The organism is Apibacter sp. ESL0432, from assembly GCF_019469225.1.
Taxonomy (GTDB): Bacteria; Bacteroidota; Bacteroidia; order Flavobacteriales; family Weeksellaceae; genus Apibacter.
The window spans coordinates 573,900-598,935 of the sequence record NZ_CP048266.1; the positions used below are offsets into that span (position 1 = coordinate 573,900).

Annotated in this window: 19 protein-coding genes; 13 read left to right on the plus strand and 6 right to left on the minus strand. The window is 31.7% G+C overall.

All coding sequences use genetic code 11. The features are described 5' to 3' along the window. The first annotated feature begins 168 nt into the window (after positions 1-168). The 3 genes from GYM73_RS02420 to GYM73_RS02430 all read left to right on the plus strand — a co-directional run bounded on the left by GYM73_RS02420 (position 169) and on the right by GYM73_RS02430 (position 5,598). A complete protein-coding gene (locus GYM73_RS02420) occupies positions 169-1,836 on the plus strand; it encodes a formate--tetrahydrofolate ligase (RefSeq protein WP_220234344.1) in 1,668 nt (555 codons plus the stop codon). 123 nt (positions 1,837-1,959) lie between these two features. Further along, positions 1,960-3,333 carry a dGTP triphosphohydrolase gene (dgt, locus tag GYM73_RS02425; RefSeq protein WP_220234345.1) on the plus strand — a complete coding sequence of 458 codons (1,374 nt, stop codon included), beginning with the start codon at positions 1,960-1,962 and terminating at the stop codon, positions 3,331-3,333. A 117-nt stretch (positions 3,334-3,450) separates the two neighbouring features. Beyond that, entirely contained in the window at positions 3,451-5,598 is a 2,148-nt protein-coding gene (locus tag GYM73_RS02430; protein WP_220234037.1) for a DNA mismatch repair protein MutS, read from the plus strand. A 54-nt stretch (positions 5,599-5,652) separates the two neighbouring features. Here GYM73_RS02430 and GYM73_RS02435 read toward each other — a convergent pair whose 3' ends face one another. From GYM73_RS02435 to GYM73_RS02450, 4 genes are all read right to left on the minus strand, one after another. Beyond that, positions 5,653-6,051 (minus strand): thiol-disulfide oxidoreductase DCC family protein, encoded by a 399-nt coding sequence (locus GYM73_RS02435; protein WP_160568295.1) that lies wholly within the window; start codon positions 6,049-6,051, stop codon positions 5,653-5,655. Continuing rightward, the gene (locus GYM73_RS02440; RefSeq protein ID WP_220234038.1) at positions 6,048-6,689 is read right to left on the minus strand and encodes an ACP phosphodiesterase; all 642 of its coding nucleotides are present in this window, start codon (positions 6,687-6,689) and stop codon (positions 6,048-6,050) included. Before GYM73_RS02440 ends, GYM73_RS02435 begins: the two co-directional genes overlap by 4 nt. 46 nt (positions 6,690-6,735) lie before the next feature. Beyond that, complete coding sequence (locus GYM73_RS02445) at positions 6,736-8,112, minus strand: tetratricopeptide repeat protein (protein ID WP_220234039.1); 1,377 nt, start codon at positions 8,110-8,112, stop codon at positions 6,736-6,738. 108 nt (positions 8,113-8,220) lie between these two features. Beyond that, positions 8,221-8,916 carry a biotin--[acetyl-CoA-carboxylase] ligase gene (locus tag GYM73_RS02450; RefSeq protein ID WP_220234040.1) on the minus strand — a complete coding sequence of 232 codons (696 nt, stop codon included), beginning with the start codon at positions 8,914-8,916 and terminating at the stop codon, positions 8,221-8,223. A gap of 126 nt (positions 8,917-9,042) precedes the next feature. On the opposite strand from GYM73_RS02450, the gene rsfS reads away from it, so the two are divergent. From rsfS to GYM73_RS02480, 6 genes are all read left to right on the plus strand, one after another. Then, complete coding sequence (gene rsfS / locus GYM73_RS02455) at positions 9,043-9,417, plus strand: ribosome silencing factor (RefSeq protein WP_105296916.1); 375 nt, start codon at positions 9,043-9,045, stop codon at positions 9,415-9,417. 50 nt (positions 9,418-9,467) lie between these two features. Beyond that, positions 9,468-11,465: an ATP-dependent zinc metalloprotease FtsH gene (gene ftsH, locus GYM73_RS02460; protein ID WP_185149857.1), complete on the plus strand. Its 1,998-nt coding sequence runs from the start codon at positions 9,468-9,470 to the stop codon at positions 11,463-11,465. A 99-nt stretch (positions 11,466-11,564) separates the two neighbouring features. Further along, positions 11,565-12,134, plus strand: coding sequence for a hypothetical protein (locus GYM73_RS02465; RefSeq protein WP_160568292.1), 570 nt, complete (start codon positions 11,565-11,567; stop codon positions 12,132-12,134). Between the two features lie 12 nt (positions 12,135-12,146). Continuing rightward, positions 12,147-13,010, plus strand: coding sequence for a phosphatidate cytidylyltransferase (locus GYM73_RS02470; RefSeq protein WP_220234041.1), 864 nt, complete (start codon positions 12,147-12,149; stop codon positions 13,008-13,010). Then, on the plus strand, positions 13,007-13,663 hold the full coding sequence (locus tag GYM73_RS02475) for a phosphatidylserine decarboxylase family protein (protein ID WP_220234042.1): 657 nt from the start codon (positions 13,007-13,009) through the stop codon (positions 13,661-13,663). Before GYM73_RS02470 ends, GYM73_RS02475 begins: the two co-directional genes overlap by 4 nt. A gap of 248 nt (positions 13,664-13,911) precedes the next feature. Beyond that, positions 13,912-14,805 carry a bifunctional 5,10-methylenetetrahydrofolate dehydrogenase/5,10-methenyltetrahydrofolate cyclohydrolase gene (locus tag GYM73_RS02480; protein ID WP_220234043.1) on the plus strand — a complete coding sequence of 298 codons (894 nt, stop codon included), beginning with the start codon at positions 13,912-13,914 and terminating at the stop codon, positions 14,803-14,805. Between the two features lie 45 nt (positions 14,806-14,850). On the opposite strand, the gene GYM73_RS02485 is transcribed toward GYM73_RS02480, so the two are convergent. Next, a complete protein-coding gene (locus GYM73_RS02485; RefSeq protein ID WP_220234044.1) occupies positions 14,851-15,903 on the minus strand; it encodes an HmuY family protein in 1,053 nt (350 codons plus the stop codon). Positions 15,904-15,906: 3 nt separating this feature from the next. After that, positions 15,907-18,078 (minus strand): TonB-dependent siderophore receptor, encoded by a 2,172-nt coding sequence (locus GYM73_RS02490; RefSeq protein WP_220234045.1) that lies wholly within the window; start codon positions 18,076-18,078, stop codon positions 15,907-15,909. 120 nt (positions 18,079-18,198) lie between these two features. Between GYM73_RS02490 and GYM73_RS02495 the strand changes: the two genes are divergently transcribed. Genes GYM73_RS02495 through GYM73_RS02510 form a run of 4 tightly spaced genes read left to right on the plus strand, consistent with a single transcriptional unit; the run spans position 18,199 to position 25,035 of the window. Continuing rightward, the gene (locus GYM73_RS02495; RefSeq protein ID WP_220234046.1) at positions 18,199-19,434 is read left to right on the plus strand and encodes a T9SS type A sorting domain-containing protein; all 1,236 of its coding nucleotides are present in this window, start codon (positions 18,199-18,201) and stop codon (positions 19,432-19,434) included. Positions 19,435-19,477: 43 nt separating this feature from the next. Then, complete coding sequence (locus GYM73_RS02500; protein ID WP_220234047.1) at positions 19,478-23,692, plus strand: cobaltochelatase subunit CobN; 4,215 nt, start codon at positions 19,478-19,480, stop codon at positions 23,690-23,692. A gap of 19 nt (positions 23,693-23,711) precedes the next feature. Further along, on the plus strand, positions 23,712-24,404 hold the full coding sequence (locus GYM73_RS02505; RefSeq protein ID WP_220234048.1) for a hypothetical protein: 693 nt from the start codon (positions 23,712-23,714) through the stop codon (positions 24,402-24,404). A 34-nt stretch (positions 24,405-24,438) separates the two neighbouring features. After that, positions 24,439-25,035 (plus strand): MotA/TolQ/ExbB proton channel family protein, encoded by a 597-nt coding sequence (locus tag GYM73_RS02510; RefSeq protein WP_166006804.1) that lies wholly within the window; start codon positions 24,439-24,441, stop codon positions 25,033-25,035. Position 25,036 lies beyond the last annotated feature (1 nt).

Sequence of the window (25,036 nt, forward strand, 5' to 3'; positions counted from 1 at the left end):
CTAGAATCTCCTAATCAGGAAACGTATGATCTGTTGCTATTTTAGGTACTAAGTTAAACAAGTTATAATGTTAAATTATTATTATACGATTATTGATATAAAATATATATATTTGGAATTAAGTATTTAAATTTTAATCAGATGGAAAGTAGACATACATATAAAAAAATAAATTCAGATATAGAAATAGCTCGTTCCATAAAACTGAAACCTATATCCGAAATAGCGGAAAACATAAACATTCCTGAAAAGGAAATAATTCCCTTTGGTAAATATATAGCAAAAGTTCCCCTTGAGCTGGAATCCAAAGAGAAAATAAACAAATCCAATTTAATTTTAGTAACTTCCATAACGCCTACTAAAGCAGGAATAGGAAAAACAACAGTATCCATAGGTTTGGCTTTAGGGCTCAATAAAATTGGTAAAAAAGCAATAGTTGCTTTAAGAGAACCTTCTTTAGGACCTTGTTTTGGCATGAAAGGAGGAGCTGCAGGAGGAGGATATGCACAAGTGCTGCCCATGGAAAATATCAATCTTCATTTTACAGGAGATTTTCATGCTATTACCTCAGCTCATAATATGATCACGGCATTATTGGATAATTATAATTATCAAAACAGAGGCACTACGGAGGTATTAAAAGAAGTGGTTTGGAAGAGAGTATTAGATGTTAATGATCGAAATCTACGCAATATAGTTTCCGGATTGGGAGGAAATGCTAACGGCGTGATTCAAGAATCGGGATTTGATATAACCCCTGCTTCGGAAATTATGGCTATACTATGCTTGGCAACGGATATAGAAGATTTACGAAGAAGGATTGAAAATATTTTACTGGGCTACAAAACAGATGGTAGCATTTTTACAGTAAAAGATTTGGGTGTTGCAGGAGCTATCACGGTTTTATTAAAGGATGCTCTACTTCCTAACTTAGTACAAACCACTGAAAATACAGCCGCATTTGTACATGGAGGCCCTTTTGCCAATATAGCTCATGGGTGCAATTCCGTACTGGCAACAAAACTGGCTATGAGTCATGGAGAATACGTAATTACAGAAGCGGGTTTTGGTGCTGATTTGGGTGCTGAAAAATTTTATGATATAAAGTGCAGAAAATCAGGGTTAGAACCTAAACTCACAGTTCTTGTGGCAACGGCTCAAGGATTGAAAATGCACGGAGGAGTTCCTATATCTCATATAAAGGAAGAAAATGTTGACGGAATCGCTCAAGGGCTTCAAAATTTGGAAAAGCATATCGATAATATTAAATCATACGGGCAAACCGTATTAGTTGCTTTTAATAAATATTCAAATGATACAGAGAAAGAAATATCTTTAGTAAAAGAATTTTGTCAAAAAAGAGGGGTTGGTTTTGCAATAAATAATGCATTTACAGAGGGAGGAATAGGAGCAGTAGACCTGGCAAAATTAGTAGTAGAAACGATAGAAAAAAGTCCTTCCGAAAAATTGAAATTTATATATAAAGATGAGGATTCAATTAAAGTAAAAATTGAAAAAGTAGCAAAAAAAATATACGGAGCTTCATCGGTAAGTTTTAGTAAACAAGCATCTCAAAAAATAAAAAAATTGGAAGATAGTAATATGAGTAAATTTCCCGTTTGCATCGCAAAAACTCAATTTTCATTTTCTGCAAATCCTACGGCTTACGGAGTAACTAAAGACTTTGATTTAGAAATTAGGGATTTGGTAATAAACCGAGGAGCGGAATTTATAGTAGTAATTGCAGGAGATATCATGCGTATGCCCGGTTTGCCAAAAAATCCTGCAGCCATGCATATAAATTTGGTTAATGGCTTAGTAGAAGGTTTAAGTTAAAAATACAATCATCCAAAAAATTAAAAAAAATTAATCGGAACAAAGAGGTGTGTCGTAAAGTGCGTACTACCAATATTTCGACATATAAAATAATTTTTATTTTTAATTATCATTAAAAGAATGATGAATATAAACCAACTGTTCTCAGAAAAAAGAACAGGTATACAATATAAATCTACGGATAAACATACAGACGCAAGAAGTGAGTATCAAAGAGATTTTGATCGGGTTATATTTTCAACCTCTTTCAGAAGATTGCAAAATAAAACACAAGTTTTTCCATTGCCTGGAAGTGTCTTTGTACATAATCGGTTGACGCATTCATTAGAAGTGGCTTCAGTGGGCAGATCTCTAGGAAGCGATATTGGAAACTTTATAGCAACAGCCTATGCTTCGGAGTTAACAGAACAAAATAAAGAATTATATAGACATAGTCTTTACAATGTAATTTCAACAGCTTGTTTATGTCATGATATTGGTAATCCTGCATTTGGACATTCCGGAGAAGATGCAATTGCCAGTTATTTCCAACGAAATGCTTCTCAATTAAAAGATAAATTTTCAGCATTAGAATGGAGCGATTTTTTAAATTTTGAGGGAAATGCTAATGCCATACGCATCTTGACACAAAAACAAAACGGTAAGTCCGAAGGAGGAGCTATGCTTACGTATTCAACTTTGGCGTCAATTGCGAAATATCCCTGTGAGTCCATAGCAAAAAATAAAAATATAATAGAAAGAAAAAAATTTGGTTTTTTTCAATCCGAAAAAAATACGTTTAAAGACATAGCCCACGAAACGTCTATGATTTTGGTACAAGAAAATCCCTTGTGTTATCATAGACATCCCTTTGTTTGGATTGTAGAGGCTGCCGATGATATTTGCTATAACATTATTGATTTGGAAGATGCCCAACGATTAGGATTTATAAATGCTCAAATATGTGAAGAACTTTTGCAGCAAATTATTGAAGAAATACACGGTAATAATAAATGGAGCAGAGTGAAGAAAAAATTGGATAGTATTGAAGATAAAAACGATCGTATTTCTTTTCTGCGTGCTGTATCAATCGGTGCATTAATTTCCAGATCAGTGGAATTGTATAAAAAATACTTTGAAGAAATTATAAAAGGTACTTTGCAAACTTCCATATATGACTTAATTCAGCAGGAATGCAAAGCAATTCAAACAATCAAAGAATTTTCCAAAACCCATATATATAATCATCGATCGGTAGTTGAAATTGAAAATGCAGGATATAATGTGATGTATGAATTACTGGATCATTTTATACCGTCAATTTTAAAATCAGAAAAAGAACGTTTAGGATATGAAAAAAGAGCGGTTCAACTCATCCCTAAACAGTTTCTATATGAAGACAAAGGAGACTATGAAAAAGTTTTGGGTATTATTGATTTTGTATCGGGAATGACCGATAATTACGCAACAGATTTATACAGAAAAATTAAGGGAATTGATATAGGCATGACTTTGTAACTGGATATTTAAGCAAAATTTAGGTTTAATTCAAAGTGAAGTTTATCGAAGAGTAAATATAGAAGAAGAAAAAAGCCTTATTTTTGTATACGCATTATATACAGTACAAAGGATACTATGCAGATATCAGAAGATACGTTAAAAGAATTAGAATTTCAGAAGATTATTGACGAAATAATACCCTTTTGTTATTCAGAAAAGTCTAAGGTTTTAGTTGCTCAGCTCAAACCTCTTAAAAAAGAAAAAATTAAAGAAAGTCTTCACTGTGTCAATGAATATTTAGGAAGCTTTTCTAATGAAAATTATATTCCGTTCAGGGAATATGATGATATTGAAACTGAATTAAAAATGCTTCTTATAGAAAATTTTACGTTAGAAGCAAGATCCTTTCATAAAATTAGAAATTTATCTCAATTAGTGAATTCACTAATTGTTCATTTTGAAAAATTTAAAGATTATTTTCCTACTCTACATAAAAATCTCTCACATATTGAATATACCAAAGAAATTATTTTAATGGTAAATAAAATATTCAATCGTTTTGGAGATGTTAAAAATGATGCAACCGTTACTCTGCAAAATATAAGAGAGCATATCCAGATAATCAGGAAAACCATACAGGAAAATTTTGATAAGACAGTCACTCATTTTTCTCAAACAGGAGTTTTAGATGAAATCAGGGAAAGTGTTATTGATGACCAACGAGTGTTGGCTGTAAAATCGTCTTTTAAAAAATCAGTCAAAGGCAGAGTATTAGGTTTTTCTAAAACCGGTTCGATCTGTTTTATCCTACCGGAATCTGTGATTCAACCCAATGTACGATTAATGGAATTAATCAATCAGGAAAAAAAGGAAATAGAAAAAATTCTTTTTAACCTGACTCAACAAATGGTTGAATTTTATCCGTTATTAGAAAAATATCAACACTATATATATAAATTGGATGTAATACAGGCAAAAGCACGATATGCGGAAGCATTAGATGCAGTATTGCCTGAAATTACTGATCAAGCGGAAGTTCATCTGATCAATGCTTATCATCCAATCCTTTTTCTTACAAATAAAAAAGAGAAAAAAACAACGATTCCACAGACACTTACCCTGGACAAAAACATTCGGATTATATGTATTTCAGGTCCAAATGCCGGAGGTAAAAGTATTACACTGAAAACAGTTGGATTGTTGCAGCTCATGATACAAAGTGGTATTTTAATTCCGGTGCATCCTAAATCTAAAGTAGGATTTTTTAATAAAATACTTACCGATATAGGAGATAATCAATCGATTGAAAATCAGTTAAGTACTTATAGTTCTCGATTAAGGAAAATGCAACAAATCATTAAACAAGCCGATGCACATACCTTATTATTGATTGATGAATTTGGAACCGGATCTGATCCTGAATTAGGGGGGGCATTGGCAGAAGCGTTTTTGGAATATTTTTATCATAAAAAATCATTCGGTATTATTACGACTCATTATACCAATATCAAATTGAAGATAGAAGAATTAAGTCATACCAAAAATGCGTCTATGTTATTCAACGAGAAAACTTTGCAACCTATATATAAGTTGGAAGTAGGACAGGTGGGAAGTTCATTTACGTTTGAAGTGGCAGAAAAAAATAAAATACCTAAAGAAATTATTCAAGTTGCCAAGCAAAAAATTGAAAAAGATAAGGTTAATTTAGATAAAACTATAGTACGTTTACAACAAGAAAAATATCAAGTTGAAAAATTAAAAGGCGATTTAAATAAGCAAATTGATTATTCAGAAGAGAAGAAAAGACAATTGACAGATACGATCAATAATTATAAACAAAAACTGATTAATTTTCAGAAGTTATATGATGAAGAAACTAAGTTAAATCAACTGGGTCAAAAATTTGAAAAATATATAGACGCATATTCAAGTGGTAAGAAAAAAAGAGATATTATAAAAGACTTTACTAAAATACTGGAACAAGAAAAATATAAAAAAACACAAGTTACTGAAGTTGAAAAAATTCAAACTAAGAAGCAACGAAACAAAGTTAAGACCGAGTTAAAAAAAGAAGAAATAAAAAAGCAATTAGAAGAAACAAAGGCTGAAGAAGTACGAACAACTGCAGATAGAGCAAAAAAATGGATGAAAGAAGGGAAAAGAGTTCGAATCAAAGGCAGCTCCAGTGTTGCTACCATAGATAAAATTGAAGGAGAAACCGCATTTCTAAATTATGGACTGTTTACAACTAAAATTTCAGTTTATGAAATTGAAAAAGTTTAATATTAATTTTTATAAAAATTAATGTAAGTAACCTAGAAATATCTATCCGAAATTTTAAATAAATTTTCTTTTATTTTCAGGAGTAGGAACCATGCAGCTATCTTTTTTTCCGAATAAATGATATCGATATTTGGATACTAAAGAATAAATCCAATCTCTTATAAAAGAAGGAATCAATAGAAAAACAGATAAGAGATTATAGGGAAAACCAAGATTCTGTGCTATTTTTAAAGCAGCTGTACTTTTAGTATAGTACGCTACCTCGGGTTCATATAAAATTATTGATTTAAAATCGGAAGAATCAAGATTTCTTTCCTTTAAAAAATTTTGTCCATATTCGGATTGTAAAGAGGAAAATTTAAATTGATTATGAGTATCTCTCTTAATAATAAATTGAACCGTAGAATTGCAAAGATTACAAACGCCGTCAAATAAAACAATGTATGTTTTCATAAACGATGAGTATGGTTTTGTAAAATTAAAACTTCGTATTCCGGCATTAACTTTATAATAAATTTTTTACAATAAGTTTGAAGTTGAGGGAAAAAATCAAGAAAATGCCTTTCAATTTTTTTTTCTTGTAAATATATCTCCTTAATTGAATTACCCATATCAGCAATGCTTTGATTAAATTTGGATTTTTTGGTTAGATGATGCAGCGTCCATTCAATACCTTCATAAGTACTGTATTTTTCAAACCAATCATCTTCAATTAAAGATTTTAAAATGGTATCTAATTTTTTCGGAAACAAAAGTTCCGTACTTTGAACCAAATCATAACATGAATTTTTGAAATGCTCAAAATCCTCTTCATAAAAAAGATGCCAATTTTTTATTAAGAAATAATCATAGATAACATCGGTGATTATAGGGGCAAATTTTCCATACGATTTATGGAAAATACTAGTTGTTTCTTTAACAATAGGATGAGAATCCGTAAATGAATCGATATGCCGATGTAAAAGAATGCCGGTAGCTATAGACTGAGGATAATTTTGATAATCTTTACCCCGAACAACTTCACCCAACACATTACCTAATTGTATATCAGGAATTTGATACGATAGCAATTGATGGGCTACAATGTTCATTGAATATTATCAATTATTCTTTATGGTTTTTATTAATAAATAGGTTTTAAATAATGCCGGGATTTTTATATTTAATTGTGTTATCCCTAAGTAAAATTGAGTATTTTTCCTGCATTTCTTGTTTAATGGAAGGATTCAATTTTAGTGCCATTTTTAAAAATTTTTCACTCTTTTCATAATTCTTCAATAAGAAATAGCAATTGCTTAGTTGATAGTAGAGTTCTGCTCTATGAAAATTCTTAAAACTTTTATGCAATAGTAATGAGGCCTTACTATAATCCCCCAAACTGATGAGTAATTCGGAAAAAGCCAACCAATTATAAAAATGATTGGGTTCAAGCTCAATAATTATTTCAAACGAATCAGAAGCTTCTTCATATTTTCCAAGCTGAATGTTGAGGTAAGCATATTTTTTCCAATAATTAACCTCTTTAGATTCTATATCCAGAGCTTTTTTTATGTAGTGAAGAGCTTCTTCATTATTACCTAAAGAATCATAGATGTCAGAGATTTCATACCAAGCTTTATCAAATTGAGGATCTTCTTTTACTGCTTTTTGAAAAGAGGTAAGCGCTTGTATAGGTTTACGAAGCTTATTATAAGCCTGTCCAATCTTAAAAAGTGTAAAAGCAGCCGTATCGTCAAAATCTAAAGACTCGTTATAAACACTTATCGCTTTTTCCCATTGGTTTAATTTTTCATAACAAAAGGCTTTTTGAGTATATCCGGCAATGCTCTTAGGGTTAATTATAACTGTATAATCAAAAGCAAATAAAGCTTTATCATACCAATTCTGATTTAAATATTGTAATCCCAATTGAAACCAAGCTTCATCGGAATAAGGATTTACATCAATGTATTGATTTAAAAAAGTTATACATTCTCTATGCTGATGCAAAATATCGTAACAATGTATGCAAGAAAATAAGGAATACTCATCGTTTTTGTTATATTCTAATGCTTTTTTAAATGAATTTAAAGCAAACGTGGGCTCCTTAATTTCAAGATATTCATGGCCTAAACAATTATAAATATAATCTTCATCTTCTTCATTTTTTAATGCCGCCTTATAGAAATCAATAGATTTATAAGGAAAATTACGCAAAGACCAATATTTTGCAGTAGCAATTAAGTAATCAGTATCAGCAAAACATAATTCCTTTAATTCTTCGATTAAATCGAAAGCATTATGTAAATCTTCGATTTTAACAAAATATTCGAGCTGTTTAATTTTAATATCAATATTGTTTGGGTATAGAGAAAATGCAATATCAAGAGCTTTAATAGCATATTCAAAATCATAAATCTCCAAGTAGAAAGAAATAATTTCGCAAAACTCATCCGCTTCAAAATAAACGGATTTATTTTCTTCCAACATTTCTTCGAACATATTTACCAGCTCATTGTCAAAAAAATCTTCCACTTAGTTTTTACTTTATTTTTAAATTTATGTAAATATAATTAAAAAAAAAGTATTATAACTATTTGAAATAATTTATTATTCACAAGTATTAAACAAAATTTAAATAATTTAATATAAAAATTCGATTTCTTTGATTCTAAATTTCATAATCCCCTTATTTTCAATTCTAACCTCTAAAAGTCCGTCTTCTTCAACTTTTTGAATAATTCCGTTTTTAATGGATCCGCCTATTTTAAAAGCCAGTACTTTTCCTTTACCAAACAGATATTCATTATAATTGGAAAGAAGATACAAGGGATCATCAAGTAAATGGAAATTATTTTCAAAATCTTTCATTAAACCATGTACTAGATCCGTTAAATTATAATTTTGATAAGAAAAAGAAAGTAAGGATGAAGCATGAGGAATTCCCGTGAATTCTTTTTGAAGAACATTGATGCCAATTCCTACAATAAACGTGTTTCCTGATTTTTCAATTAAAATACCACAGACTTTTTTTTTATTAATTAAAATATCATTAGGCCATTTAATTAAGGCATCAGTTTTTGTGATTTTTTTTATGAATAAACATACCCGAATAGCTACCCAAAAACTAAGAAAATTATTAGGAATGGAAGGGGTGGTAAGACAAAATGTCAGAGCAATATTTTTACCGGGTTCGAACATCCATTGATGGCCATTAACGCCTCTTCCTTTCGTTTGATTAAAAGAAAATACACCGTGGAAATTAGTTGAATATTGCTTTATATTTTCTCTGACAAAATCGTTAGTAGAACCAATTTTATCAAAATATTCTAATGGCATAAGATTTGACAAATACAATTAAATGATAAAATTATTAAATTATAATTAATATAAGTGATAAATTGATTATTTTTGCATAAATTCATTACATTTTATAAAAGACACATTATACTAGAAATAGATTAGATGACTGATACACAGATCGAAAAAAAAGAATTATTAGAAAATATTATAAAAGGGATAGAAGAAGTTAAAGGATACGATATAACTATTTTGAACTTTACCAAATTAGAAAATACAATTACTGATTATTTTGTCATATGCACGGGGGGAACTAATACTCAAGTTTCCGCAATTTCCAATTCTGTGGAAAGATTCGTAAGAAAAAATACTAAAGACAAACCTTGGCATATTGAAGGAGTTGATAATCAACAATGGGTTTTAATGGATTACGTATCTATAGTTGTTCATATTTTTCAACCCGAATACAGAGAATATTATGATTTAGAAAATTTATGGGGTGATGTGGAAATAACCAGAATTCCTAATCCGGACAAATAAGATCTTATAAATATACATAATCCGATAATTATAAAAAATCAGACTTAATTTTGGAAACAAATAATAAAAATAATAAAAAGAAAAAAGATAACAAACCATTTTCGTTTAATTGGTTTTACGGTATACTTATCATATTTGCTATACTACTGGTATCTCAAGAATTTTTAAATTCCGGAAAAGACGTAAAAATAGATTCTGCTAAATTTTTCAGCTACTTAGAAAAAGGTTACGTTAAAAATGTAGTATTTGTTAACGGCTCTTCTGAGGTAAAAGTATATTTAACCCAGGAAGCAATGAAGAATCCTGAAGTTTATAACATGGACAATCAAGGATTCAGTCCATTTAAACAACTTTCTGATTCTCCACAATTCTCATTCATAGCAGGAGATAAACAACTTTTTGAAAAAAGATTCAACGAAGACAAAGCAAATTATAATTTAAATACCAACTTAGAATTTGAAAACCCTAGTCAATGGGGAGATGTATTTATTCAATTATTATTACCAATTCTTTTCTTTGCACTAATATGGTTTTTCTTATTTCGTAAGATGGCAGGAGGAAGTGCCGGAGGAGGAGGACAAATCTTTAATATCGGTCGCTCTAAAGCTAAACTTTTTGATGAAAACGATAATGTTCGAGTTACATTTAAAGATGTAGCAGGATTGGAAGGAGCAAAAGAAGAAGTAGAAGAAATAGTGGATTTTTTAAAAAATCCTCAAAAATATACTAAATTAGGAGGTAAAATACCTAAAGGTGCTTTATTAGTAGGCCCTCCGGGAACCGGTAAAACTTTATTAGCCAAAGCGGTAGCCGGAGAAGCTAAAGTTCCCTTTTTCTCTTTATCAGGTTCAGACTTTGTAGAAATGTTTGTGGGGGTAGGGGCTTCCAGGGTAAGAGATTTGTTCAGACAAGCTAAGGAAAAATCACCATCAATTATATTTATAGATGAAATTGATGCTATCGGTAGAGCCAGAGGTAAAAACAATATTACCGGATCTAACGATGAAAGAGAAAACACGTTAAATCAGTTGCTAACAGAAATGGATGGTTTTGGAACAAATACCAGCGTTATCGTTTTGGCAGCAACTAACCGAGCAGATATATTAGACAAGGCATTAATGCGTCCGGGCCGTTTTGACAGATCCATTTATGTTGATTTACCGGATTTAAATGAAAGAAAAGAGATTTTTCAAGTTCATTTGAAACCTTTAAAATTAGATGAAGATCTAGATGTCGATTTCTTGGCTAAACAAACTCCCGGATTTAGTGGAGCAGATATTGCCAATGTTTGTAATGAAGCGGCGTTAATAGCAGCACGTAAAGGAAAAGAAAGTGTAGGAAAGCAAGATTTCTTAGATTCTGTGGATAGAATTATCGGAGGTTTGGAGAAAAAGAATAAAGTAATTAAGCCTCATGAGAAAAAGAGAGTTGCTTTTCACGAAGCAGGACATGCTACCATCAGCTGGATGGTTGAACATGCAGCTCCTTTATTAAAAGTAACTATTGTTCCAAGAGGACGCTCATTAGGAGCAGCTTGGTATCTTCCTGAAGAAAGACAGTTAACAACCACAGAACAAATGTTAGATGAAATATGTGCTACTTTAGGGGGAAGAGCTGCAGAAGAGGTGATATTTAATAATATATCAACCGGAGCTTTGTCCGATTTAGAGCGCGTAACAAAACAAGCCAATGCGATGGTAACCATTTACGGATTGAGCGATCAAATAGGGAATATTTCTTATTATGATAGCTCAGGCAACGAATATGGTTTTACAAAGCCTTACTCAGAAGTTACTGCTGAAACTATTGACAAAGAAATATCAAAGATCATTGAATCGCAATATAAAAGAGCTGTTCAGATCTTATCAGATAACAAAGATAAATTAACTAGATTAGCTAATAAATTATTAGAAAAAGAAGTAATATTTAAAGAAGATTTAGAAGAAATTTTCGGTAAAAGAAAATTTGATGAAGAAACTTTTTCAGAAGAAATAAATGAGGAAAGCCTTAAAGAAAATGATCAAAATAGTGAATCAAAATCCGAATAATGGCAAGTATTTTGATAAATTCTAAACAACATATAAAATAAAAAGATTTTTATATATTTGATTTGATAATAATTTTGATTTTTAAGTGCTAAAAAGTGAATGGGATTTCTTAACAAAATATTTGGAAAAAAAAACAAAGAAGAAACTACTAATCTGGATTTTTACAATGAAGGAGAAGAAGAGGATGTAGCATTTGCTAGGAAATTTAAAGCAGGAGGAGGGATGTTCTTTTACTGTGAAAATCAGGAAGAATCTTTACATTATTTACAAGAAATACTTAAGAATGAAGATATTAGTGAAGTTCTATGTGTAGAACCTAAACTAATATCTATGATAAATCAATTAGATTGCAATTATTCAACACAAAGTACAGGCGATCAAGATATTGCCCTTATTAATTGTGAGTACTTAGTAGCTTTGGATGGTTCCATAATGATTTCTTCTGATCAAACCTATCACTTAAAAAAAACGGATTTACCCAAAAAAATTATTGTTTGGGCTACTCCAGGTCAAATCATCTCTTCCTCAAGTGTAGGATTAGCTAAGATAAGATATGCTAAAAAGAATAATATTCCTTCCAATATTACTTCAATACATGGCAATCAAGTACAAGGATTTAGTAGTATATCTACAGCTAAAAAACTATATTTACTTTTAGTTGAAGAATAATTTTTAAAACTGGTGAAAACAATATTTGTCCGTGCCTTATCAGGTCTTGTCTACGTGCTGCTTATTTTTTTATGCACCACTCATTTTCTATCCGACATACTTTATATTTACTTTGACTTAAAAATAAATTCCTCCTATTTATTATATGCTTTGCTTACCTTATTTTTATTAGGGTGCAGTTTTGAAACAGTAAAGCTTTTAAAATATTCAAATTTCATATATAAACTTTTAACCTTTGTCTTAATAGGTGTTGTATATTATACTTTCACTCAAAATTTTTTTAACAGCAGTTTTAGTTTACGGTTACTCTATTGGAGATATATTCTTATTTTAATTTTATTTTGCCTATCCATCATAACTCTATTTTATTTTTCTGATGAGCTCTATACGGACAGTGCAAAACTCATATTCACCACAGCATATTTAAGTATACCTTTTGGGTTGAGTCTGGCTATACCTCGGAGTACCAATCCTTTAACTCCCGAAATATTTTATGTTTTTTTATTACTTTGGATAAGTGACAGCTTTGCTTATCTAATAGGCAGTAAATTCGGTAAACGGAAACTAGCTCCCAAGATTTCACCCAACAAATCTGTTGAAGGATTAATCGGAGGAATAGTGTCTACTATAATAGCAGGATTAGTTATCGAATATCTGGAGCCGGGTTTACGTGGTAATTGGATTGTAATAAGTATAATTATAGCTATATTTGCACCAATAGGTGATCTGGCCGAATCTAAGCTGAAAAGAAAATTTAAAGTTAAAGATTCCGGAAATTTAATTCCCGGACATGGCGGAGTATTGGATCGATTAGATAGTTTTATCTTTTGCATCCCTGCTTTATTTGCCTATTATTTAATAAATACTATTGTATGAGGTTACACAAAGAAGGTAAAACCATTATAGGTATTAGTTTAATAGTAAGCATACTAATAAGTATACTTTCCATTTATTTTCTTAACTATTGGGGACTTATAATAGCGGTACCGGTTCTGGTATTATCATTTTTTATTATTTGGTTTTTCAGAAATCCGATAAGAAGCTATGAAGCAAAGGCAAATGAAATTATTGCGCCTGTAGATGGAAAGGTGGTAATTGTGAAAGAAGTTTATGAAAAAGAATTTCTTAAAACCAATTGCATCCAAGTATCTATTTTTATGTCTCCTTTAAATGTACACGTTTGCAGATATCCGGTAAGCGGAAAAGTTATATTTAAGAAATACCATCCGGGTAAATTTTTAGTTGCTTGGCATGAAAAATCTTCAGAATTAAACGAACGAACTACAGTTGCTGTTGAAACGGAACAAAAACAAAAAATTCTTTTTAGACAAATTGCAGGAGCAATGGCTCGAAGGATAGTAATTTATTCTCAAATAGGAGATACAGCTCAAGCAGGTAAAGATTTCGGCTTTATAAAATTCGGCTCTAGAATGGATGTGTTTCTTCCTTTAGGAACTGAAATTTTAGTTAAAGTAGGAGATATTATACCTGATGGAGGAGAACGGGTAATTGCCAGGTTAAAAGGGTAGTACTACATACTAATCTTCTTACTTAATTTCATAAGCGAATTTTTTTACAATATTTTTAAAAAACTATATAATTCATATGGTTTAGTAATTTAATTATACAATAATAATTAAATTAATTTTATCCAAATTACTATTACTAGTATATAAATAAAAAAATATTTGATTAAGAAATCAGATAAAACAATTGATATAATACCGATCATTTAGAAGTTAATTTTTACATTTGTATCACTTTTAAAATTAAAAATATGGCTAAAATATTGGACGGAATTAAATTATCTAAGCAAATAAAACAAGAAATTAAAGAAGAAGTAATCCAATATGTAAACCAAGGGCATCGTCAACCTCACTTATTAGCTGTTCTTGTGGGCGAAAATGCTGCAAGTGTAACCTATGTAAACAATAAAATTAAAGATTGTCAAGCAGTAGGATTTAAATCTTCCTTATTAAAACTTAAGAGTACTGTAACAGAAGATGAATTACTTGAGGAAGTAAAAAAACTTAATGAAACGGAAGGATTGGACGGATTTATAGTTCAGTTACCTCTTCCCAAACATATAAATCAAGAAAAAATTATAACGGCTATAAATCCCGATAAAGACGTTGATGGTTTTCATCCCGTAAATTTTGGAAAAATGGCCTTAGAAATTGAAAGTTTTTTACCCGCAACTCCTTACGGAATTATGGAAATGCTGTCCAGATATAACATTCCAACCGAGGGCAAAGAAGTGGTTGTCATTGGCCGAAGCAGAATTGTAGGGCGTCCGATGAGTATTCTTTTAAGCCGAAAAGGAAATCCCGGGGATGCGACGGTTACTTTAGTACATTCTAAAACCATTGATATACCTAAGCATACAAGAAATGCAGATATTATTATAACCGCTTTAGGAGTTCCCCACTTTTTAAAAGCAGACATGATTAAACAAGGAGCGGTAATTGTTGATGTTGGAATTACTAAAGTTGAGGATACCACACACGAAAAAGGGTACTATTTAGCCGGAGATGTCGATTTTGAAGAAGTATCAAAAAAAGCATCTTGGATAACTCCGGTTCCCGGAGGTGTAGGTCCTATGACCAGAGCCATGCTCTTGAAAAATACCCTATATGCTTACAGTAAAGAAATAAATAATAAAAATAAATAAAAAAACAGGTTGTTGAAAAATCAACAACCTGTAAATAAAGAGCAATTAATTAGTGAGTAATTTGTATTCGAATTTCGGATATCCTCTTCGTCCATCCTTATCCGTCATATTTAAAAATTTGAGTTTAAATAAATTGCCTTTAGAATCTTTAAGAACATAAAACCGATCCGTAAATACCTTAGCCCCTCCATACGTTGTTCTCCAACTGGAGCCAATAACTCTGTGATCATTATAAACGAATTTTGTATAATCTACTTTTTCCTTAGTAAAATCTTCGTAACTTCCCACATCAGATATATTTGCTTGATAGACTCCGGTGTTATTCATCGTATTTATGGTCACAAAATCAGAAAAAGTATACGTACCATGTCCTTTATTTTCATTGATGAAAACTGTAAAGCATAGATCCCACAAGTTTTTGGCAGGCTGAACTTTGACGATGCCAACAGATAAGCTTAAATAAGAAAAATGATACTCTTTATCTTTTTTAACTATCATTTCATGATGCGTTGTATCATTTATATCTGCAAATTGAATTTTATAACTATTAGAATCATTACGAAGAACTCTAATTTTTTTCCATCCTCTGTGATTTCCTACAACCGTTAAATCATTCGTATTACCGCTAAATACAGAATATCCCATATTAACAAGATACACATGGTTTTCTTCATTTTTTTCGCTTATTTCTTCAATGGCGGTGCGCTCCAAATAATTTCCCATAATATCATCAACATACTGTACATTATCCGCTTGAAAATTACCTACCGTTACTACCGATTTCATAGAAGCGATATCGGATTCTCTCACTTCATCTATCGAAGTAGAATTCAATTTACCTGCAGCCATTAATGTGGAATTATTTAAAATAACACGGAACTTATCCCCACCATAAAATCCAAAATCCCAAGAATCCCTTTGATTTACATTCATCCGATTTTGATCCAGATCAACCCAAACTTGATTAGGTTCGGTAGGTCCTCCAACGGGAACATCTAAAGTAGCTTCCGGTTGAGGAACCACGATAGGACTGTCATCTTCTTTACAATTTAAAAGAACAACAAAAGAAATGAGTATAGGTAAAAAATATTTTTTCATCATTTATATATTAAAATTAAAACCAAGTTTAGCGAAGTATGATCTTCCATAAAATAAATTGATACTTTTTATAGGCCCGTCGTGAGCTCCTGCTTGTGCAGCAGTAGTATTTACTTTCTTAACATCAAAAATATTTCTTACCCCTGCCGTAAGTTCTATAAATTTGTTAAACAATGATTTCCTAACCGAAAAATCCAACAAATTAAAATCCTCTTGTTTTCCCAAGTAATAAGAATCAGTTTTAGAATCTAATACATAAGAAGATTCTTTTCCGTTATATTTATAAAAAAGAGAAAAAGTAGTATCCCATTTCTTAATTGTATAGTTAACATTGGAGTTTAGTTGGAAGGTATACAAATAATCATTATCAGGAGTTGTAATAGGAATGCCGTTGATATTGTCTTCTAACGTTCGAGAAACTCCAAAATAAGAAGCATTCAGGTTAAAATGAAAATTTTGAATTCTCATATTTGAATTGAATTGTACTCCCCATGTTTTGAACTTATCCACATTCAAATATTTATATTCTAACGGTTGCATATTAACCGTTGCAAGTTCAATTTTGTCTTTTAAATTAATATATAACGTACTTAGCGTGATATCACCTTTAAAATTATCTTTAGATTTAAATTTCTGATTCCAATAAATGGAACTGGAATACCCTTTTTCGGGAACTAAATTTTCATTTCCCTGTACATTATGATTAGTATCTACAAAATACGTATACAATTCGTCAAAATTTGGAGTTCGATTGGTAGAAGTAATTTCCGTACGAAAGTTAGAATTAGGAGATAGTTGATATTTCATAGCCAGTGAATAAGAATACTGATTATCAAATTTTGTATTAAAACTGGCTCGGAATCCGGGTTTTAAATATAGGTCCGGGTTCGCTTTGATTTCAGCAGATCCAAATACATCATAATTGTCTAAATGTTTTTTCAAATCTTCTTGAAAGCCGGAAGTGTTCATTCCTCCAATCGAACTGGAATTCGCAGACCTTAATCCTTCAATAAAATTAAATTCATAGCCAATTTGATAAGATAATATTTTACTAAGGGAAGGAGAACTAAAAGTTCCCCGAGTGTACCAGGCATCAGTTCCGGCATATTTTTTATAGGCATCTTTCTTTCCAAAAACCTCTCTCATACCAATATCGTACGTATAATCTCTGCTTTTTCTACTTTGTTTTTGATAAGAAAAATCTCCGTTATAAGTTAGATAATTGAAAAGTTTGGCACTTAAAAAAAGATGATGAAGCCAACGATCTGTTTTAAAATTCCGATCCTTAGAAGCATAAGTAAAAAGACCACCTTCAGACAATGCCCTGTAATCAACGATAGGATTATAATAATTAGTCAACTCATTTAAGAATTGTAAATTATAAAAAGCATTAAAATCAGTAGTTTTATAATTGATAAGAGCATTGGAATTCCATTGTTTCTTTGGAAGCCATTCATATCCTCTATTACCATCATTCTCATAATATCTTTTACCCTTTTTGTTTCCGAAAAAACCTTTAAAATCATTACGATTTGCTCCTAAAGATAAGAACCATTTATCTGATAAAGAATGAGAAATATCTAACGATTGAATATGTCTGCCCTGTTCTTTCCAATCATACTCTTTACCTACCGTTTCCTCTTGAACATAACCGGAAACTTTCCATTGGGAATTGATTTTTTTACGGGTTATGATATTGACAATTCCCGTCAGAGAATTAGAACCGTAATCCGTACCCATACTCCCTCTCACAATCTCGATCCGTTCCACATTATCTAAATTAATTTTGGTTAAATCAACATTGGAGCCCATTCCATAATCACTCACCATAGGAATGTTATCTATCAATACTTTGAAGTATTGACCATCCAAACCGAAAAGAGAAGCTTCAGAATCCCCGTTTTTACTGTTGGGTAGAGTATTAAAGTTAAGATAATAACTTAAAATGTCCGATATATTGGATGCTGCCCTGTTTTTAATATCTTCTTGGGATATGACCTCAACTTGATATATGGATTTATCAACACTTTGTTGATGATATTGACCTGTTACCACAATTTCATCAATATCCTTTACTTTATTTTTTTTGTCATTATTCTCTTGAGAATAAGATAAATTGCTTAAAATCAGAGATATATATAATAAAAAGAACTTATTGGAGCTATTCTTTTTCATAGTTTTTTTAGCAAAAGTAAAAATAATTTAGAATAAATCTAAATATTATTGAGAATAAATCTAAATAATAATTATATTTGCCCTAAATAAAAATAGAATAAAAACTTAAATCTATTGATTATGAAAAGGACTATACTGCTTATAGTATGGTTTATGGTACAAGTTACCGTACATGCTCAAGAAAAAAATATCGCTCTTTCCTTAGGCTCTTCTTATACCCAACAAGTATATTTTCAATTGGGTTCTAATAATCAAATCACCTTGCCCACAACCGATTGGGACTTAGCTTTTCTAAGAAAAGATGCTAGAAGTTTTGCTACTCGCGTGAATGATGCACGCATTAAAGTTTATGAAGCAGCAAATGCAGTTTCAGATTGGAATAGCATTGATGTATCTAAGAAACAACAATGGAAAAAATTATATAATAGCGAGGTTAAATGGGAAAAAGGAGCGTTCGATAACGGTTCGGCAACCTACGGATGGGGAGAATATTTTATGCCCACCCATCATGTAGTGGGTTCTATCATATTTGTATTAGAATATGACGATGGAACTCTTATGAAATTTATGATTGAAGATTATTTTAAAGGATATACATGTAAATATGCCATTTGGGAGGGAACATCATGGAGTTCAGATCGATCCTTTACAATCTTAAATTCCACAGGTGAAGGAAAAATGTTTAACTATTATTCATTGAAAAATAATAAAATGGTAGATACAATTCCTTTAGATGCAGATTGGGATTTGCTTTTTACAAAATATACTTCGTTCTATAAAAACATAGATTATGTTTCTGTAACAGGAGCATTACAAAATACTCACGTAGCCGTTGCTAAAAAACTAGAAGGCGACCAAACTGAACTCCAAAATGAAAATTTTAAAAAAGATATAAATACCATAGGAGACCGATGGAAGGAATTATCCGGTTATTCATACGTGATTCCAAAAAATAAATATTACGTTAAAACAGAAAAAAATCAAACAACGAGCTTATATGAATTATGGTTTACTGATTTTGGAGGAGCAGCTACAGGAACTATCAATTTCACTTATAAAAAAATAAATAACTTAGGAATAGAAGAATTGACAGATCATTCTTCCTTTACGGTTTATCCTAATCCAATAGTAAATAAAACGGCTACTTTACTATATGATATTAAAAATTCCAATGCAAATAAAGCAGAATTATCCATATATAGCTTAAGTGGTAAGAAAATGTACGAAGATAAAATCTTGGGGCAAGCCGGTTTTTATTCAAAAGAATTGAATTTATCTGCCTTAACTCCCGGAATTTACATTCTCGTATTCAAAGTAGGTGATCATAAAGCGACTAAAAAAATCATTGTCAAATAAACGTTTATCAAAGAAAAATCAGGCTTACATAAATATTATGAAAATGAAAAAAAAGAAGCTCTTATTGAGTATAGTAGTGTGTCTATTAGTATTACTAATGGCAAGTTGGATCATTTGGAATAAAACTGCCTCACCAACAAAAGTAGCTTTAGTAAACTTTCAAAAATTTCAAACCACCAGTCTTATTCAATCCAATAAAGACCCCTTCATTCAATACGAAGAAGTCTCTTTAGAAGATTTATCTAAATTAAAAAAGTACGACTTTATTTTAGGATTCGGTATGGGCATGAAAGCATCCGCGGAAGAAAGGGAGCAGCTAAAAAAAATTATGCAAGACGGTAAACCCTTTTATATATACCGCGCAACTAATCCTGAAAATAATCTGTGTAATTTAGACAGCACCCGGATGAAAGCGGTAGAAGCATTTATGGATAGTGGAAACAAAAAAAATTATCAAAGCCTTGCCAGATATATACGTAAAAATATAGATAAAAAGATATTTTTTGTTACGGAACCAAGCCCTATAGTTGAGACTGCAGAAGATGTTTTGTATCATTTAGATGAAGACTTGGCTTTTAAAAATGTAAATGAATACGAAAATTACTTAAAGAAAAATAATTTTTATATAGAGGGCGCGCCCAAAGTTGTCATTTTGGGTGGATTAAATGATCCGTATAGTGGAAATAGAGATAACCTGGACAGTTTACTCGTTTCTTTACAAAAGAAAGGATTTAACGTATATCCCATATCCTCCACATTTGAGAGATTGGAATTTTTAAAGGAAATTCAACCGGATGCAGTTATACATTTCGCACACGGAAGACTAGCGTTGGGAAAAGCTGAAGAAGCAGTAAACTGGTTAAAACAAAGAAATATTCCTGTCTTTACGCCACTTACCATATTAAAAACTAAAGAAGAATGGCTTAAAGATCCCATGGGAATGATGGGAGGTTTCCTCTCACAAAGTGTAGTTATGCCTGAATTGGATGGATCTATATATCCATACGTTTTAAATACCCAAGAATTAACAGATAACAATCTTTATTTATTTAAAACAGTGCCCGAAAGACTCCAAAATTTTGTACAAATCATTCACAATTTTGTAGAGTTAAAACATAAAAAAAATGAAGATAAAAAAATAGCCGTCTACTATTATAAAGGACCCGGTAAAGAATCCTTAACCGCACAAGGACTGGAAACCGTTCCTTCACTTTATAATTTTTTAAAACGATTAAAAAAAGAAGGATATAAAGTAGATAATTTACCCGAAAATGTACAAGATTTTGAAAAAATCTTGATGACCCAAGGTTCAGTAATGAGTACCTACGCCCAAGGAGCTTTTGATGAATACTTGAGAAATGGCAATCCGGAATTGATTGATAAAACAACGTATGAAAACTGGGCAAAAAAAACACTTACCCCCGAAAAATATGCCGAAGTTACAGCGGTTTACGGAGAAGCTCCGGGTAATTACATGAGTAAAAATATAGGTGAAAAATCGTATTTAGCGGTTTCACGAGTTCAATTCGGAAATATTGTACTGTTACCTCAACCTATGGCAGGATTGGGAGAAGATACCTTTGCAATAATCCATGGAGCAAAAACAGCTCCACCTCATACTTATATTGGGTCGTATCTTTGGGTACAGCACGAATTCCAAGCCGATGCGTTGATTCATTTTGGAACTCATGGAAGTCTGGAGTTTACTCCTCAAAAACAAATTGCTCTGAGCAATGAAGATTGGCCGGACAGACTAGTCGGAACCTTGCCACATTTTTATTATTATACCATTGGAAATATCGGAGAAAGTATGATGGCTAAAAGACGTTCCTACGCCACCTTACTATCTTATTTAACTCCTGCATTTATGGAGAGCCAAACCCGTTCTCAATTTAAAGAATTGCAAGATAAGATACAATATTACTATAAATCTGAAGAATCCAATCAGCCGTTAGCATCCCTAGAAGTAAAGAAAATAGCGGTAAAAATGGGATTGCACAGAGATTTACGTTTAGATAGTATAGCAACCAAACCCTATAATTTAGAGGAGATAGAAAGAATAGAAAATTTTGCCGAAGAAATTTCCAATGAGAAAATGTCCGGACATCTTTATACTTCCGGTATACCTTATACTAAAGATAAAATCATATCAACCGTTCAGGCAATGAGTACAGATCCGATTGCTTATAGTTTGGCCGCCTTGGACAAACAAAGAGGGAAGGTAACTGAAAAACAACTCAAAAATAAAGTATACTTTAAACAAAGATATTTAGACGTAGCCAAAAATATAGTTAATCAAATCTTATCAGGAAAAGAAGCGAGTCCTGCATTTATTTGCAGCATTGCCGGAATTGATGAAAAAGAATTGGAACAATCTAAAATGATTATTTCCCCTCCAAAAAGAACGTTTAAAAAAAGTACTAAAAGTACTGCAGGCAAACCTTCTAAAATGGAAAATTCTCCAGGTCATTCCAAAAATACCTCTTCGCAACAAGTTGCACATACAGCTCCAAAGGAATCAGAGAAAAAGCCTATGTATGGAATGGCAGGTAAAAAGATAACTTATACCAAAGAGCAAAAATCTAGAGCGAGAGCCATTGTTGAAATAGAAAGAACTATAACCAACATAAAGAAATACGAAAAAAGTTTAGAAGAAAGTCCGGAGTTGGAATTTAAAGCATTAGTCAATGCACTATCCGGAGGCTATATTGAGCCTTCTTCAGGAGGAGATGCTGTGGCGAATCCGAACGGAGTTCCTACAGGTAGAAATTTGTATTCCATTAATGCAGAATCCACCCCTACCGAAATAGCATGGGACAGAGGAAAGGAACTTGTTAATGCAACTTTGGCACAATATAAAGCAAAGCATGGAGCGTATCCTAAAAAAGTTAATTATACCTTTTGGAGCAGTGAATTTATTGAAAGCGAAGGAACAACCATAGCGCAAGTTTTATATATGCTGGGAGTTGAACCGGTTCGCGATGCCTTCGGAAGAGTATCCGATTTACAACTAATTGAATCCAAAGATTTAGGAAGACCGAGAATTGATGTAGTGGTGCAAACTTCAGGACAATTTAGAGATCTGGCAGCCTCCCGTTTGGCATTACTATCCCGAGCTGTGGAAATGGCAGCATCTGCAAAAGATTCCAACTATGAAAATCTAGTAGCTCAAAGCACTCTGGATATAGAAAAAAGTTTAGTCGATGAAGGAGTACCTCCTCAAGAAGCTCGTCAGATTTCAACGCAACGAATATTCGGAGGAGTTAACGGAATGTATGGAACAGGAATTCAAGAAATGGTAACCAGCGGAGATAAATGGGAAGATGAAAAAGAAATAGCAGAAACCTATATAAATAATATGGGGGCAATATATGGCAGTGATAAAAATTGGGGTGATTTTCACAAGGGATTGCTAAAAGCTGTACTAAAAAATACAGATATGGTTGTCCATCCAAGACAAAGCAATACTTGGGGAGCTTTAAGTTTAGATCATGTATACGAGTTTATGGGAGGAATGAACTTAGCTATTCGCAATGTTACAGGTAAAGATCCCGATGCCTATTTTGCAGACTACAGAAATCATACTAATTTCAAAATACAAGAATTGAAAGAAGCTATAGGAGTAGAAGCTCGTACCACCATTTTCAATCCTGCTTATATTAAAGAGAAGATGAAAGGGGGAGCATCCAGCGCCGCTGATATTACAGAGGTTATAACCAATACCTACGGTTGGAATGTAATGAAGCCCGATGTGATCGATAATGAAATGTGGGATCAGATTTATGATACCTATGTAACTGATAAAACTAATTTAGGAACCAAAGAATTTTTCAAAAAAGTGAGTCCGGCAGCATTGGAAGAAATTACAGCAATCATGCTTGAAACCTCAAGAAAAGGGATGTGGAAAGCTACTGAAGAACAAATAAAACGAACGGCTCTCGTACATACACAAGTTGTGAAAGAATTTGGTCATTCAGGAGCAGGATTTTCCGGAAATAATAAAAAACTCCAGGATTATATTTCAAACCAAGTTACACCTCAGCAATCTACTGAATATAAACAACAAGTAACTAAAATGAAAATAGGAGAATCCTCATCAGAAGCTAAAGAGGGGATGGTTTTGAAAAAAGAAGAAGTTTCCAAAGGAGTTAATAAATCAGAAAAAACAGCAGTTAACGGAGTAATTATAGTTACGGTTATCAGCATTGTTGCCCTTTCACTACTACTGTATATAAGGAAAAGAAGAAAAAACAGCTAAGATAAAAGAATAGTACTTTATGGAACTCATCATACATTTATTAATGGCTCTTATCCTAATAAATAGTATTATAAAGCTAAGTTTTTGGAAAAGAGAGCAAATAGCCTTAATGATGCTAGTATACACAGTCTATATACTTTTAATTTATCCCTTAGCCATTAAGCAATCTAAAACACAGATAGAAGATTTTTTAGCTGATCATGTGATGATGCAAAACATGTCCGTAGTAGTTACGGTAGAATCGGCGGTATGTTTTGCTTTCTGTTTTGCAGCACTAATGGGACGGTTTGGAAGTAAAAAACATAAGATAGTTCGATTAATATTAAAATATTATCCGGGAATATTACCTTTTTTAGTTTTATTTTATGGATTGACTCAAGCCGCATTTACCTTTACCGGTTTCCACTTTTTAACCATGGCAATCCTTTATGCATCAATCGTTATTTTATGTATGGTTTTAGCTGTAATAGCTCTTAAAAAACTGATTCCGGAATTTGATTTAAGACTTGAAATACATTTTATGATGAGTTTAATCATTTGTATACTAGGACTCATAACCACCGTTGATGGAAAAATAGTATATAAATCCTCAGAGGAAACCATAAATGTTAACTATATACTTTTATCGATGGGACTATTCATTTTCTTTTTTCTAATAGGATTTTTAGGAAATAAAATTAAATGGAGGTTAACTAAATGGAAAAATTGTTAAACACTAAAAGAAAAAATTAAATTAACTAATAAATATGGAAATTATATCAAAAGTATTATTTTGGGTGGCGAATAGTTTATTAATTCCCGATATCATCATCTTACTAATATTGTTCGCTCGTTCATTGCTTCTTTTAGGAAGCTTTTACAATCAATTTATCGTTAAAAGGAATAACGATAAAAAGATAAATCCGGTTATTGAAAACCTTACTCAAGAAAAATTAAAAGATTTACGAGCAACCTTGCCTTCAAAAAACAATTCCTTATATATAAAATATTTAAGGACATTATTGGAAAATACCACCCATGAAGCCTATGCCGATTATACCATTTCCAATTTTGAAAATGAAGTAGATAAAGACCTTTCCTTATCAAAAATGCTTGCAAAACTCGGACCTGTCTTAGGTTTAATCGGTACTCTGATAGCCATGAGTCCGGCACTGGTTGGACTGTCTTCGGGGGATATTTCCGGTATGGCGTATAACATGCAAGTAGTTTTTGCAACAACTGTGGTGGGATTGGTAGTAAGCGCAATCGGATTAGTAACTTTACAAGTTAAACAACGATGGTATGCAAAAGAAGTTAACAATTTAGATTATGTAGCAAGAGTAGTAACGGGTAATGTAAATTAAG

Excerpts from the sequence above, each read along its gene's own strand:
- GYM73_RS02430 (WP_220234037.1), top strand. The coding sequence starts at position 3,451 with ATGCAGATATCAGAAGATACGTTAAAAGAATTAGAATTTCAGAAGATT.
- GYM73_RS02485 (WP_220234044.1), bottom strand. The coding sequence starts at position 15,903 with ATGAAAAAATATTTTTTACCTATACTCATTTCTTTTGTTGTTCTTTTA.
- GYM73_RS02510 (WP_166006804.1), top strand. The coding sequence starts at position 24,439 with ATGGAAATTATATCAAAAGTATTATTTTGGGTGGCGAATAGTTTATTA.
- GYM73_RS02505 (WP_220234048.1), top strand. The coding sequence starts at position 23,712 with ATGGAACTCATCATACATTTATTAATGGCTCTTATCCTAATAAATAGT.
- GYM73_RS02480 (WP_220234043.1), top strand. The coding sequence starts at position 13,912 with ATGGCTAAAATATTGGACGGAATTAAATTATCTAAGCAAATAAAACAA.
- GYM73_RS02435 (WP_160568295.1), bottom strand. The coding sequence starts at position 6,051 with ATGAAAACATACATTGTTTTATTTGACGGCGTTTGTAATCTTTGCAAT.
- GYM73_RS02500 (WP_220234047.1), top strand. The coding sequence starts at position 19,478 with ATGAAAAAAAAGAAGCTCTTATTGAGTATAGTAGTGTGTCTATTAGTA.
- GYM73_RS02450 (WP_220234040.1), bottom strand. The coding sequence starts at position 8,916 with ATGCCATTAGAATATTTTGATAAAATTGGTTCTACTAACGATTTTGTC.
- GYM73_RS02440 (WP_220234038.1), bottom strand. The coding sequence starts at position 6,689 with ATGAACATTGTAGCCCATCAATTGCTATCGTATCAAATTCCTGATATA.
- GYM73_RS02465 (WP_160568292.1), top strand. The coding sequence starts at position 11,565 with ATGGGATTTCTTAACAAAATATTTGGAAAAAAAAACAAAGAAGAAACT.
- dgt (WP_220234345.1), top strand. The coding sequence starts at position 1,960 with ATGAATATAAACCAACTGTTCTCAGAAAAAAGAACAGGTATACAATAT.
- GYM73_RS02495 (WP_220234046.1), top strand. The coding sequence starts at position 18,199 with ATGAAAAGGACTATACTGCTTATAGTATGGTTTATGGTACAAGTTACC.
- rsfS (WP_105296916.1), top strand. The coding sequence starts at position 9,043 with ATGACTGATACACAGATCGAAAAAAAAGAATTATTAGAAAATATTATA.
- GYM73_RS02475 (WP_220234042.1), top strand. The coding sequence starts at position 13,007 with ATGAGGTTACACAAAGAAGGTAAAACCATTATAGGTATTAGTTTAATA.
- GYM73_RS02490 (WP_220234045.1), bottom strand. The coding sequence starts at position 18,078 with ATGAAAAAGAATAGCTCCAATAAGTTCTTTTTATTATATATATCTCTG.